Raw genomic sequence first — 13088 nt, forward strand, 5'->3', positions numbered from 1 at the left:
CGCCCTGCGCGCGCCGCCTCGATGACCTGCATCACCTCGTTCAGGTCGGCAAGCTTCTCGTCGCGCTTGAAATGCCCGGTCAATTCGATGTCCGGGTGCAGGCTGCCGGACTCGTAGTGCGCCCAGATTTCCCTGCCGTAATCGGTCGTCAGGAGCTCCGGCGCGAACTGGCCGAAGTAGGCGGCGAGGTTGTCGACGTCCCGCTCCAGCATGCGGCTGGCGTTGTTATTGGCCGTCGCGTCGATTGCCTGCGGCAGGTCGATGATCACCGGCCCGTCGGCATCGACCAGGATGTTGTATTCGGACAAATCGCCGTGGACGATGCCCGCACACAGCATGCGCACCACCTGTTGCACTAGAAAGGCGTGGTGTCGCCGCGCATCCTCTTCGCTCATCACGATGTCGTTGAGCCGGGGTGCCGGTTCCCCGTTCTCATCGGCCACCAGCTCCATGAGCAGCACGCCTTCGTGGAAGTTGTACGGTATCGGCACGCGCACGCCGGCCGCCGCCAGGCGATAGAGCGCATCGACCTCGGCGCTTTGCCAGGCGGCCTCCTGCTCCTGCCGACCATAGCGCGAACCCTTTGCCATCGCACGCGCCTGCCGGCTGTTCTTGACCTTGCGGCCTTCGGTGTAGTCGACGGCCTGACGGAAGGCGCGCTTGTTGGCCTCCTTGTAGACCTTGGCGCAGCGCACTTCGTCGCCGCACTCGACGACGAAGACCATCGCCTCCTTGCCGCTCATCAACTGACGCGTGACGCGGTTGACGAGACCGTCCGTCACCAGCGGCTCGATTCTGCTTGGCGTTCTCATGCTCTCGTCCTGATGAACTGCGTGGAATTGGGCATAACCGAACAGCTTACACCCTTACCGCCTCATGTCGGGGCAGAGCGCATGGCGCCACACTAGACATCGTTGCCGACGAATACGATCCCCATGGCCTCCTGGCGGCCTACGACGCTGCGGGCGAAGAACTGGCCCGGCTGCGCGTGGATACGGGATTCAGACTGACAACGGCCAGCGCGCATGCGTGGCTCGAGGGTGACTTCCGCCGGCCCGGCTGATCAATGGACCTACCGCCACCTTCGAGGTGGTCTTCTTTGCGGCGACACCTGTTCGGCCTGACCCGCCGTTGGTCCGGCGCGCGCAATCAGGCGGCAATGGGCCGGGTACCTGTCGTTCACCTGTTTGTCGCGGTCATCGACCGCTTGTCACTTCAGGCTACAGCCGGATCCGACCCACTGCTGCCGGCCGCGTCAACAGAGTACCGCGTACTCCGCGACATCAGCGAGGCGCTGGGTAGCCAGCGGCGGACGTTGAAGGTGTTGCGGTCGCCCTCAGAGTGCTTGGCCGTGCCTCGGACCGCGATCGCGCGCAGGCCGCAGGTAATCCCGCCCTGCGCAGCGTCGACAATTCTTACAGATGACTGGAGTTTCCGCGCCAGAAACGTCGGCCGCGGCACAAACACGTCGAAATTCGAGCGTCGGCACGTTCTCTGCATGACATCGGCGGACAGCAATAGCCTGGAGGAGATCATGCTGCGCACACTGCTGGCGGTCCTCGCGACCTGCTTCTGCCTACCCGCTTCCGCGGTCCCCATCACCTACATATTCTCGGGGGTGGTGACGGACGATCGTTTCGGCACCGGAGTCTCGACCTTCACCGGCGAGTTCGTCTTTGATTCAGCTGCGCCGGACTTGGACCCCAACACAAGTTTTGGCCTCTATTCGGGACCGGGGTTCCGGATGAGCGTCGAGTTCGACGGCGGCGTCGTCTCGGGAGCTGTCGAACCGATTGCGATCTTCGTCGGCAACGACATCAACGACCCCGGCACCGATGAATTCTCCGTTCTAACCGAGGGGGACCAGGACTTCTCCCTGCCCCTCGTGCTTCAGGATTCTTCCCTCACCATTTTCACCTCGGACGCCCTGCCCGCGTTTGCGCTTTCGCTTGCCGCGTTCGACTTCAAAGACTTTGGCTTTTTTTCATCTGCTATTTCTGATATTCGGGTAGCAATCTTAGGTGAAGTCACAACTCTCCGCTGTGTCAGCGGCTGCGCGCCGGCCGCCGTGCCGGAGCCCGGGACGCTGATGCTGACGACCGCCGCACTGGCCGCGTTCGCGCTGCGCCGTCGCCTATCGGCCGGGCACGGCTCGCGTTGATCGGCTACGCTGTCACCGACCGGCACATAGGAGCCAGTTGATGATCGGCACAATGGAGCCAGCGCGTGATCGGCACATTGAGGCCAGGGCGTGATCGGCACATAGGCGCCAGCGCCGGATCGGCGTAATGGAGCCAGCAAAGTTCTGACGGACGTCTCGACCTTGAGCGGTCCATCGCTACCCTGCCGGGTTTTGGTTTGGCAGGAGGGAGCCGGTGGCCCGCAGGAGCATCGAGATGTACGAGTACCGCCAGGCCCTGATGCGCATGCGCCAGGGCGACTCCGAGCGCGAGATTGCGCGCGCGAAGCTGATGGGACGGGCCAAGGCCGCCCGTTTCCGCGAATTGGCCGCAGCCCGCGGCTGGCTCGATCCGGAGCACCCGGTTCCGGAAGATGCCGAGATCGCCGCGGCGATCGGCAGTCCGCGGCTGCCGGTGACGGCGCAATCATCGATCGCCGCGTTCCGGCCGCTGGTCGAGCAGTGGCTCGCACAGGGGGTCTCCGGCGTGGTGATCCACGCCACCCTTAAACGTGAGCACGGCTTCACCGGGCACTATTCCAGCGTGCGCCGGCTTGTCGCCACGATCGAGCGCGAGCGCCCGCCCGAGGCGACCGTGCGGCTGTCGTTCGCGCCTGGCGAGGCAGCGCAGGTCGATTTCGGCGCCGGCCCGCAGCTCGTCGATCCCGCCTCCGGTGAGCTGCGCCGCACGTGGGCCTTCGTGATGACGCTGTGTTTCTCGCGGCACCAGTACGTCGAGTTCGTGTGGGATCAGAGCGTGCGCACCTGGCTCGGCTGCCATCGGCGCGCCTTCGAGTGGTTCGGCGCGGTGCCTGCGCGCCTCATCATCGACAACGCCAAGTGCGCCATCACCAAGGCGTGCGCGCACGACCCCCAAGTGCAACGTGCTTACGCCGAATGCGCCGAAGGCTACGGCTTTCGCATCGACGCCTGTCCGCCCCAGGAGCCGCAGAAGAAGGGCATCGTCGAGGCGGGCGTCAAATACGTCAAAGGCAACTTCCTGCCCACGCGCAGCTTCCGCGATCTGGCCGATCTGAACGCGCAGGCGCGTGACTGGGTGTTGAAGGAAGCCGGGCTGCGCATTCACGGCACGACACGCATCAAACCGCTGGACAGCTTCGCCGTCGAGCGCAGTGTGCTGCGGCCGTTGCCCGCAGTACCGCCGGATCTGGGCACTTGGCATCAGGTGTCGGTGCATCGCGACTGCCACGTCAGCTTCGAGCGCGTGCTGTACTCCGTGCCATTCACCTTGGTCGGCAAGAGTTTGTGGTTGCGCGCGACCGACAGCGTGGTCACGGTCTATCAGGACTTCAAACCCGTTGCCACGCATGCCCGCGCCCGTCGTCCCGGCGAGCGGCGCACCGTCATCGATCATCTGCCGCCCTCGGCGCAACGTTTCTTCGCGCACGACCGCAGTTGGTGTCTGCAACAGGCCGCGGAGATCGGAACCGCGTGCGCCCAGCTCATCGGGCGCCTCTTGAGCGACCGCATCAGTGAGCGGCTGCGTGCCGCGCAGGGCGTGCTGCAGCTGAAGAGCCGCTACGGCGCTGCGCGCCTGGAGGCGGCCTGCGAGCGTGCACTCGCCCACGACAGCCCGCATTACCGCACCGTCAAGACCATCCTCGCCGGCGGCCACGACTTGCAGCCGCTCACCCCCGTGAGTACCGAACCCTACGCCGGCCGCGCCCGTTTCGCCCGTGCGACCGCGGCGCTCTTCGCCGACGATCCGACGTCGTTTCACTGACCGGGTGCACCGCGCGCCCCCTTTACCCAAGGAGTCCCACCATGAATCCCGCCACCGAACTGGCACCGCAACTCAAACAACTGCGCCTTTCCGGCATCCTCGATTCGCTCGACGCGCGCAATCGCCAGGCGATCGACGCGAAGCTCGCCTATACGGAATTCCTCGCGCTGCTGATCCAGGACGAGGTCGCGCGGCGCGAGCAGAAGAAGTTCGCCACGCGGCTGCGTCGCGCCGCGTTTCGCGCTACCAAGACGCTCGAAGGCTTCGAGTTCGACCGGCTGCCCTCGACCAACCGCGCGTTGGTGCATGATCTCGCGACCGGGCGCTACATCGATGAACGTGCCCCGGTGCTCATCGTCGGCCCCTGCGGCACCGGCAAGAGCCATCTCGCGCAGGCGCTCGGGCACTGCGCGGTGCGCCAGGGTCACGACGTCGTCTTCGCGTCCTGCTCGCAGTTGCTCGCGAGCCTCAATGCGGCGCGGGCTACCGGAGCCTATGAACGGAAGCTCCAGCAACTGGCGCGCGTGCCGGTCCTCATCATCGATGACTTCGGGCTGAAACCGCTGCGTTCGCCCGCCGACGAAGACCTGCATGACCTGATCGCCGAACGTTACGAGCAGGCCGCCACCGTCGTCACCAGCAACCTCGACTTCACCGAGTGGGACCAGGCCTTCCCGGGTAACCGCCTACTTGCTTCCGCCACCGTCGATCGCCTGCGTCACAACGCCTACTGCCTGACGCTCGACGGGGCTTCCTACCGCTCGCCCCGACACGGTCCAAACAAGGCCAAAACAGCCCTTGCCAGCACCCCGAAAAACAACGAATCTTGAACCCCCGCAGACGTTCGTCAGAGCCCCTTCCAGCTGGCTCCTATATGCCGATCATCGGTGGCTCTATTGTGCCGGTCAGTGACATACGCCGACTGCACCGGTTCGATCAGCCCGGGGCCCTGCGACCGCGGATTACCCACCGCCTTGCCCACCGGATACGCTTCCATGGGATCTGCTGGATAGGGCGTCATGAGCTCGCTGGCGATCCCTGGATCGGTCGGGCTCCGCCCAAACCCGCCCTCGCCGGGAGGCAGCCGCCGGGGGATGGCGTCCAGCGCGGCCCGTTCATCCCCGACGAGTACAACCTGCTCGATGCCTCGGGTAACAGCCGTATAGATCCGGGCGGCTGTGCGGTGCTGGCGGCCACCAAGGTCGAGGAGATCGAGCGGGCGGAGTGGCAGGATCTCGGCATGCCGGAAACGCTGTGGGTGAATCGGGTGAAGGAGTTCGGTCCCCTGATCATTTCCATCGACACCAAGGGCACCAATCTCATCGAGCAGAACAAGGCCCGCTTCAACGAGCGCAAGAACCCGGCAATCGAGCGGATCAAAAGCCAGGTTCGATTCATCAAGTAGCAAAATAACGTGCCGGGCGGGACGGGCGACAGATCAAGACTTCACTGAAGGAGGCAACGCGACGAGCGATAGCTACTTGGAGGGAGCGGCCACAAATCTGACCGCTCGGTAGGAGTGCTGACCGGCGGGTTGTGGCCGTTGTGATCAGCTGATCATAACGGCCGAGGCTGTGTAAAAACGGTTCAACCTGCGCTGCCCGGCGTCCGCGTCGGCAGGACTCTTGGCAATTCAAGTCATTCGCTGGCGGCGAGGCGGCGTTATTGAGGACGTAATAGACCTGCTTCAGGCCCGCATCGCTGCCATCAGTGCCTCGTTTCCCATCAGATTCATTACTCGCTTCAGGTTGTACGCCAGAACGTGCAAACTCATCTCCGTTCGGACGCGTTCGAGGCCCTTGGTCAGAAAGTGGGTCGCGCCCATCCACGCCTTGAGGGTGCCGAAGGGGTGTTCGACCGTCCGACGTCGGATACGCATACTGTCCGGCGCTTTATCGAGCCGCGCCTGCATGACCTCCAGCTCTTCCTCATGCACCCAGCGGCTCACACGCCGATAGTCACTCGGGGTGCATTGGTGCTTGAGGGCACATCGCGGGCAGGATGAGCTCCAGTAGCGATTCATCGTCAGCCTCGCCTCGACTCGCGCAAAGCGCCAGATCAGGCGCTCGCCGGCTGGACAGACGTACTCGTCGTTGTCACGGTCGTACACGAAGTCTGCCCGGTCGAACCGCCCCTCGGCTTTCGCGTTGGAAGTCGTGCTTTTCGGAACGAGCGGCACGACGCCGGCTTTGTGGCAGGCGAGGATTTCCTCGCTCTTGAAATAGCCCCGATCGGCGATTGCCGTGAGGTACTCCACTCGCATCGCCTTGCGGGCCTGCTTGCCCATCTTGCTCAGTTGATCTCGGTCCAGCCCGTCGTTGGTTACCTCGTGGGCGACGATCAGGTGGTTCTTGGTCTCGACGGCCGTCTGCACGTTGTAGCCGACGATGCCCGTGCCCCGCGTCTTCATCGAGCGGGCGTCGGGATCCGTGAGGGAAACCTGCTTGTCGGGCGCGTTCTCGAGCTGCACGCCGATCGCTTCGAGTTCCTTCATTCGCGCCTTCAGCGTCGTAATCTTGTCCTGCAGTCGCTCCTTCTTCGCCTGGGCCACAGCCGGCTCTTGCCGGTCAGCGCTGTCCATCTCGACCAGGTAGCGCTCGATGCTCGATTCGATCTCTTCCATGCGCCGTTGCAGCTTGGCGCTGGTGAAGTTGCGATCGCGGTTATTGACTGCCTTGAATTTGCTGCCGTCGATCGCGACCACCGCTTCGGCGAACAGTCCCAGTTCGCGGCACAGCACGACGAACTGGCGACAGACGCCACGGATGCCCTTCGGATTGTCCTTGCGGAAGTTGGCGATGGTCTTGAAGTCGGGCGTCAGGCGTCCGATGAGCCACATCAACTCCAGGTTGCGCTGAGCTTCGCGCTCCAGGCGCCGACTCGACTGGATCCGGTTCAGGTAGCCGTAGATGTAGAGTTTGAGGAGCGCGGCCGGATGGTAGGCGGGGCGTCCGGTGGCCGCTGGATCGACGCCAGCGAAGCCCAGCTTGCGCAGATCAAGCTCATCGACGAAGACGTCGATCACCCGTACCGGATTTGTCTCGGCGACAAAGTCATCCAGACTCTCGGGTAGTAATGCGCTCTGTGTCCGGCACTGTCCTTCGATGAATCGTTTCATGGCACCCGATCACCCTGACAACAATGCCAATATCATGCCATAAGAGGCGTTTTTACACAGCCTCGGCCATCAGCGGTCGGTCGTGGTTACATTTCGATCTCAAGAGACGGGACCAGCTCCAATCCGCTTGAATGGCCGGTTTTCGGCGGCCAACTTGAACCGAGCCTTGGCTCGACCGGTCAGGAGCGGCCGGCCGTCATCGATACAGATAGCGGCCATTCGGGCGGGACGGTATGCTCTATGCCTACGTGCCACATGGATCGGTTCATCCTGCCCTGCCGTCGGCTGGTGCTCTCCCTGTGGTGTTATTTTGCATTGCGCGTTTAGAGGTATCTATGCGTCTCATACCCGTCTTGTTGTTATCAGCCCTTCTCTGTGCGTGCGCCACTCCGGTTAGTCATTCGAATGTTCCTCTGTCAACTTACGACAAAGACACCGAATATGGGCTAGAAAGTCGTCCTGACGGTTTTGGAATTACCGTCTATTACTCCCGCTATCAATTCATTCCAGAGAGTGACGCTGTTGCAACCGCATGCAAATCTGCTCTGACTTCTATCGCATGGGAAATCTCAGAGAAAAAAGGCAAGCAAATCGAGCAAATCAACGAGCAACGCATAAGAATTTCCATGGGGCGGAACGGCATTTCTGGAATTACATCTTGCCAAGCGTTCGCGGTGGCAAAGTGGAAACAGTGATCATGCCTGTGACATAGTATTCAACCTCGCTCCCTTTGGTCGCTGGGCTGCGCGACAAAGCAGCGCAGCCCCGGTTAGCTATATTAGCCACCTTAGGATTTGATATGCCATTTCGTGTCCGATTTTTCCCGCACAACGATCTACTAAACCTCGCCTGGCATCATTTATCCACAGTTGAGGAGAAGCTCATAGCTGATCATCAGGAGGGAATAACATTAGACTGTATGAGTTGCCTCTTGGCTCTCGGCGTCGCAGTCGAGGCGATTGTCAACTTTGTCGGGACGCGCATCCTTGATGACTGGCCCGAGCGGCGAAACTTCCCCCAAAAACTACAACTACTTGCCGAAACACTTCACATACCGTTGGATCACTCCGTCGACCCATTACGAACTATTGGGATTATTCGAGAGGTTCGGAACTCCATGGCGCATGGCCGCCCTATGGAGTTTCAAAGCCCAGCTAAATCCAGAGGTGAGCTTCGCGCGGCAATGGCTGCGCCATGGGGGGCTCATGCTACACCTGAGTTCGCTCGCCACGGCATGCAGCAGGTAAGGACCTTTCGCAACGATCTTTTCGCCGCCGCAAACATTCGGCACGGTAGCGCTTTGACTTCGGCTATCGGTGGCCTGCAATGAGGCTCTGCATCCAATTTGAAACGCAACCAGCCAATCATGCCTCGTCCATGCCTTTGGTCTAACATTACGTTGCAGCGGACGAGGGGGTCCGATGCTTCGAACTGGCCGACTCGCGCGGCCGCCGCTGAACGTAACGTTAACCACTCCTCCAGTCATGTCACTGAGTAAAAATCAACTGGTTCAGGAAAGCGCGCTCCTCGCTCATTGCAAGGCGAACCAGGGTCCAGCCATTAACGTACTCAATGCTAACCGCGCGCCATGCGCAACAACATACCGTCAGACATTCTGTGATGCTGCTGCAGACCTAATTTGCCTCTATCGTTCTGCCGAAGTTCAAAATCCTGTCGTTCGTCTTTCTGAACAATTTATGAAGAACGGTATCCTCTCGTGTCGCGGCAACGACATGAGCCTGGCCGTTACCGACTATTTGTATCGCAAATTCCTGCTCAAGCTGCTTCGCGGGAACGAATACCGTGTCCTCCTCGATATCACAACGGAACGATGCCCGATCTGCAACCGGCGTAAGAAGAATCTAGCTGCCCACATGAGGGACGCGCACCCCACGGCTACTGGCACCAATAATGGCTAGCCTGGCGCTCAACCGCGCTCCCTCCGGTCGCTGGACGCTGTACGATAAGGCCGCGCAGTGCCGGTTAGCTCATTCGTTGAGCGGCTGGTTTCCGGCCGCGAACTACGAAAGTTGGTCGTCGCGTCCCGACCCAATGCGGAAAGCTGTCGCTAAACTTTATTTTATACGTCGTTCGTCAGGCCAAGTGCGGCGTATTGCTTTTCGATCTCGGGTAGGGTCAGATAGTAGTTTACCCACTTGTTTGGAGCGCGCAGGTACTGGACGAAAATAACAGGGTTGTTTGGCGTACTTTTGGAGCCGCTGAAGTCGACCAACTGAATCTCTTGACAGTACGGCTCACGGCGTACGATCTCTGCGGCCCGAGTGAGATATGCAGCGTATTGCTTCTGCTCAGGCTTGAGGTAGTCTGGAAGAATCGCGCCGTCATTAATCGGTGCGTAATTCGCCTTGTGCCGTGGGGCTGATCCATAGTGTTCGGGAATGCCTACGGACTTCAATGCATAGGATGACTGTGGACTCACTACCTGCTGATAAGTCACACCGCGTCCCGCCAGAGCTTCCATAACGGCCATCATCGTGGATTCAGGGCAACGTAGGCCAAAGTAGATGACCTTCACCGCTCTGTAGTCATGCTTGTGCAGCCCCGGTGGTTGGGTTATGACGCGAACTTCCTCCTCATAGGACCACGGCTTTGACTTCACTGCCAGCATCTTCCGAAGAACGGTGACTGGCGAGTCAGCGGAGAGCAGATCGTTCGAGGCAACGGTTGGCGCCGCATTGCTGTACTGAACGTCCAGCACCTGATGGACGTTTGGCTCAAAGTCAACCAATTTCTGCGTGTCGTAGCCGATGCAGAACCCGCGATGCGAACCACCGTAGTGCGCCCAGATGAGCTCCTGCAACGGGTTGTAGCTCAGCGAGAAGACGCCGCTCTTGTCGACAAACGCCAGCACTTCTTCCGCGGCTCTTGACACACCGTCTAGAGACCCTGAGGCGCTCGGTACAGCGGACGAGACAAGCCTCTTGACCAGCGAGAACTGGGCGTCAAGTGATCTTCGATCAAAGCGACCTTCAAAGGGATCGTTCAACGAATGACGGTCGGCTGCATAGAAAACAGCGTCCGCCAGGGACTGGAGGTCCCGCGGCAGAGTGTTTGGGTCGCCGCTACGGTACTTGTAGGCGAGGCGGCCACTGGAGCGCGCTTTCACGACGTATAACACCTGAATTAAGCCGCGCCGCGAAGCGACGTCGGCATGGATGATGAATTGTTAGGTGGCTACACAAAGAACGTCGTGACGCTCTTGCCTGCCTTAGTGATTGTCTCTTCTATTTCGTTGCATCGGGCCAACGCATCATTGGCGAACTGCTCATCTTCCTCAATTAGCCGAAGAAAACGCGGCTTGTGATGAGCCAGTCCGGATTGCCCCATCTCATATGTCTCGTCCAAAAGTGAACACGCCTGTCGCTGGCAGCCCTCCAAGTACGCCAGATCAGACTTGAGTCGATTGGCCTCGCCCACTAGAGCTGACCTACCACTTTCCGGCGCAGAATTGATCCTACTGAGTTGTACCTTGACTCGTTGTTCCAGGCGTTCAAACAATTTCCTTGCCCTATTGATCCTAACCAAGAACTCCGACTTTTCGCGCGAGAAGGCGATGCGCGACTCTTCCTCCTTGACGCGCACAGCATAGCGATACGCGCGATAGCTGATCCACGCCGACAGCAGTGAACCGACTAGAGCGAATGCTGCGATAAGGTCAGATGCGTCCATAGCCGCCTAACTTTGTTTTCTGCCGGCAGTTCTGTCGCATAAAATCGAAATGCCGGATAACATTTTCTGAAAGTTGATGTTTAGAAACAGAAACTATGCGCAGGGCAAAATAACAAGACAGGAAAAGCCGCAGCCGACGGCATAGTGGGGTGACGCGACCCATGTGGCACATAGGTAGCAAGCATACCGCCTCGCCCGGATGGCCGCTATGTGGATCGGGTGGCGAATGGCGGCTTATGGCCGGAGGCGTGAGGTCACGAACGGCAGCTTCGTGGCGGCGGAAATCGCGAAAGCCCCGGCCGCCTGTATGGCGGCTTCAGAGAAGCCCGTATGGCCGCTGTGGGTCGAAAGTTCGCGTTCGCCGGATAGGGAAGCTGCCGTCCGTTGCCTCGCGAGGCTGAACGACAGGTAACCGACGCATTCCCGCCCGATGGAGCGCCGCCGCCCAACGGCAGGTCAGGCCGATTTCCTGCCAAGCAGCCGTTCCCCTCTCATCTTTCGTTGTGTGGTTTCGAACTGCGCACCCGACCCCAAGCTCGACGGCCGTGCCTATCGTGGATATTCGGGACCCGCATTGCATTGCCTCCTGACCAAAGCAGACGCCCGCCTGACTGGGCTCCGGCATGTCATTCGCAACGTTTTCGAAACGTTACGTCATCGGGCATCTAACGGCTACCTCTCCCTCTCGTTCGTCATCGAGCAAGCGTCGCCTTGATATCGGCATTCATCGCCTGCCCAATGCCAATTTGGAGCGCCCGAATGTACAACTGGGCTGTCCGCTGCTTTGCGTTCATGATCAGCGTTCCGTGGTATCGGCGGTTGAAAAGCTTGGCGGGACAGTTCGACAGGGTCACATCGAGGTTCAGCATCGTCGGGGTGTAACCCGGTGAAGCCAGGCCGAGCAACCGACAGCTGTTTTCTGCGCTCCCACCTGTTACCTTTCCGTCCTCGGCGATCATGAGCTCGGTAAACGCGATGAAGTGGATGCCCTCCGATTGCAGCATGTTGCTGTTCATGATCTGAAATTGGGTCTGACCGCTCCACGGGCCATACGGGCTCGTGTAGCCGCCGCCGACCACTTTCTGCGTCCGAGGGGCCGAATTCGGGACTGCGCCGCCGATCTCTTGGATAACAGGCTTCGCGCAAGGAGCGTCCGTATAGGTGACGTTGCCGCCCTGCTCGCATCGATAGATTGTCTGGGCCGCCGATGGAGCTGGCACGCTGCCGGACACGATTGCCACCAGTGCCGCAAGGACGCAGGACGCTCGGACAGGAGATGTGGTCATGCACTCGCTCCGGTCATGGCCTTGCAGAGGCGCGCATGGGCAGCTTGCCCTTGCACTTCGGGTAAGTCACACACCCCCAGAACGCCCCCCGCTTGCTATCCCGCGCAGTCATGCGATCGCCGCAGCTCGGACACGTCGGCGTCGTCCAGTCGCCCGCCGTCGCGAATTCCAGCGGCCGCCTGCTCGCGTCCTCCGGCAGCCGCTGCAGCATCGCGAGGAAGAGCTTGCCGTCGAGCAACATGATGCGGTTCTCAGTGGCGAAGGCGCGGGCGTCGTCGGTGTAGCCGTTGGGGGCCATGAAGAAGGCCTTGTCGACCTTCTCGTGGGCCATCACGCCGCGCAGCTCGCGCACCTCCTTGACGCCCACCGGCTTGTTCCATGCCTTGCATTGGACGATGGCAGTGGCGTGGGTGGGGTCGGCGTCGTCCTGGAAGAGGTGGATGTCGATGCCGCCGTCGACGCCGAGGCGGGTGGTTTCGGCGCGGATGCCTTTTTCGCGGTAGAAGGCGCAGCAAAGGTCTTCGAAGCGCTTCCATTCGACGCGGTCGAGGACGTCGAGTGACCAGCTTTCGGGGCGTGGCGGGCGCGGCGGCACGCCCGGGACGACGGACGGGATCCAGACGTTGTCCTGCGTGGAAGGCGGCGTTGCCGGGTGGGCGGACGCGGCGGGTTCGCGCCGGCCGGTGGCGGAGGGGCGCTCTGCGCCGACACTGCACGGCGTGCTTGCCGATCGCTGGAACGCGATGCCCGCGCCCGCGGTCGGCGCCTGCTTGACGAAGCGGATGACCGCGATGAACGCGAAAACGAAGGCGACCAGCCATGCGAGCGGGGTGAACACCGTGCCGATGGGGCGAAGGACCGGGCTGCTGCCGAGAAACGCTGGAACGAGCACGGCGCCCCCGAAAACGCTCGCCGCGGCGAGTCCCGCGGAGACTTTCCAGTCCGACCGTACCGCGATGTCGAGGAGACCCTCGTTCCTGTTTCTGTAGCGACGTCGACCCATTCCTGCACGCACCCCCGGCACGCCATCAGGATGAATCGCTCACCCGTCCGACATCATTTTTTTGTGGA

General features: G+C 61.1%; 11 protein-coding genes and 1 pseudogene. 6 read left to right on the plus strand and 6 right to left on the minus strand.

The genetic code is table 11. The features are described 5' to 3' along the window. Positions 1-11: 11 nt before the first annotated feature. Positions 12-812 (minus strand): annotated as a pseudogene (locus PA01_13590) (serine protein kinase RIO). A gap of 287 nt (positions 813-1099) precedes the next feature. Here PA01_13590 and PA01_13595 point away from each other — a divergent pair. The 4 genes from PA01_13595 to PA01_19020 all read left to right on the plus strand — a co-directional run bounded on the left by PA01_13595 (position 1100) and on the right by PA01_19020 (position 5328). Continuing rightward, on the plus strand, positions 1100-2161 hold the full coding sequence (locus PA01_13595) for a PEP-CTERM sorting domain-containing protein (protein KON79540.2): 1062 nt from the start codon (positions 1100-1102) through the stop codon (positions 2159-2161). A 235-nt stretch (positions 2162-2396) separates the two neighbouring features. After that, positions 2397-3923 carry an IS21 family transposase gene (gene istA, locus PA01_13600; GenBank protein ID KON79541.1) on the plus strand — a complete coding sequence of 509 codons (1527 nt, stop codon included), beginning with the start codon at positions 2397-2399 and terminating at the stop codon, positions 3921-3923. Positions 3924-3964: 41 nt separating this feature from the next. Then, positions 3965-4753: an IS21-like element helper ATPase IstB gene (istB, locus tag PA01_13605; protein KON79542.1), complete on the plus strand. Its 789-nt coding sequence runs from the start codon at positions 3965-3967 to the stop codon at positions 4751-4753. A 44-nt stretch (positions 4754-4797) separates the two neighbouring features. Continuing rightward, the gene (locus PA01_19020) at positions 4798-5328 is read left to right on the plus strand and encodes a fumarate hydratase C-terminal domain-containing protein (protein ID KAI5912325.1); all 531 of its coding nucleotides are present in this window, start codon (positions 4798-4800) and stop codon (positions 5326-5328) included. A gap of 282 nt (positions 5329-5610) precedes the next feature. Here PA01_19020 and PA01_13615 read toward each other — a convergent pair whose 3' ends face one another. Beyond that, positions 5611-7041: an IS1182 family transposase gene (locus tag PA01_13615; GenBank protein KON79543.1), complete on the minus strand. Its 1431-nt coding sequence runs from the start codon at positions 7039-7041 to the stop codon at positions 5611-5613. 233 nt (positions 7042-7274) lie between these two features. On the opposite strand from PA01_13615, the gene PA01_19025 reads away from it, so the two are divergent. After that, positions 7275-7736 carry a hypothetical protein gene (locus tag PA01_19025; protein ID KAI5912326.1) on the plus strand — a complete coding sequence of 154 codons (462 nt, stop codon included), beginning with the start codon at positions 7275-7277 and terminating at the stop codon, positions 7734-7736. A 104-nt stretch (positions 7737-7840) separates the two neighbouring features. Next, positions 7841-8371, plus strand: a complete 531-nt coding sequence (locus PA01_19030) for a hypothetical protein (protein KAI5912327.1) — start codon at positions 7841-7843, stop codon at positions 8369-8371. A gap of 750 nt (positions 8372-9121) precedes the next feature. Here PA01_19030 and PA01_13625 read toward each other — a convergent pair. The 4 genes from PA01_13625 to PA01_13645 all read right to left on the minus strand — a co-directional run bounded on the left by PA01_13625 (position 9122) and on the right by PA01_13645 (position 13020). Further along, positions 9122-10168 (minus strand): DUF2971 domain-containing protein, encoded by a 1047-nt coding sequence (locus PA01_13625; GenBank protein KON79545.2) that lies wholly within the window; start codon positions 10166-10168, stop codon positions 9122-9124. A 68-nt stretch (positions 10169-10236) separates the two neighbouring features. Continuing rightward, complete coding sequence (locus tag PA01_13630; protein ID KON79546.1) at positions 10237-10731, minus strand: hypothetical protein; 495 nt, start codon at positions 10729-10731, stop codon at positions 10237-10239. Positions 10732-11423: 692 nt separating this feature from the next. Next, positions 11424-12017, minus strand: coding sequence for a DUF4124 domain-containing protein (locus PA01_13640; GenBank protein ID KON79548.1), 594 nt, complete (start codon positions 12015-12017; stop codon positions 11424-11426). Positions 12018-12030: 13 nt separating this feature from the next. Further along, entirely contained in the window at positions 12031-13020 is a 990-nt protein-coding gene (locus tag PA01_13645) for a DUF2034 domain-containing protein (GenBank protein KON79549.1), read from the minus strand. Positions 13021-13088: the final 68 nt, after the last annotated feature.

This window comes from Azoarcus sp. PA01, from assembly GCA_001274695.2.
GTDB lineage: Bacteria > Pseudomonadota > Gammaproteobacteria > Burkholderiales > Rhodocyclaceae > Aromatoleum.

What these genes read in the sequence shown, in the direction of transcription:
- PA01_13630 (KON79546.1), bottom strand. Translation starts at nt 10,731, where the DNA reads ATGGACGCATCTGACCTTATCGCAGCATTCGCTCTAGTCGGTTCACTG.
- PA01_13645 (KON79549.1), bottom strand. Translation starts at nt 13,020, where the DNA reads ATGGGTCGACGTCGCTACAGAAACAGGAACGAGGGTCTCCTCGACATC.
- PA01_13615 (KON79543.1), bottom strand. Translation starts at nt 7,041, where the DNA reads ATGAAACGATTCATCGAAGGACAGTGCCGGACACAGAGCGCATTACTA.
- istB (KON79542.1), top strand. Translation starts at nt 3,965, where the DNA reads ATGAATCCCGCCACCGAACTGGCACCGCAACTCAAACAACTGCGCCTT.
- istA (KON79541.1), top strand. Translation starts at nt 2,397, where the DNA reads ATGTACGAGTACCGCCAGGCCCTGATGCGCATGCGCCAGGGCGACTCC.
- PA01_19020 (KAI5912325.1), top strand. Translation starts at nt 4,798, where the DNA reads ATGCCGATCATCGGTGGCTCTATTGTGCCGGTCAGTGACATACGCCGA.
- PA01_13640 (KON79548.1), bottom strand. Translation starts at nt 12,017, where the DNA reads ATGACCACATCTCCTGTCCGAGCGTCCTGCGTCCTTGCGGCACTGGTG.
- PA01_19025 (KAI5912326.1), top strand. Translation starts at nt 7,275, where the DNA reads ATGCTCTATGCCTACGTGCCACATGGATCGGTTCATCCTGCCCTGCCG.
- PA01_19030 (KAI5912327.1), top strand. Translation starts at nt 7,841, where the DNA reads ATGCCATTTCGTGTCCGATTTTTCCCGCACAACGATCTACTAAACCTC.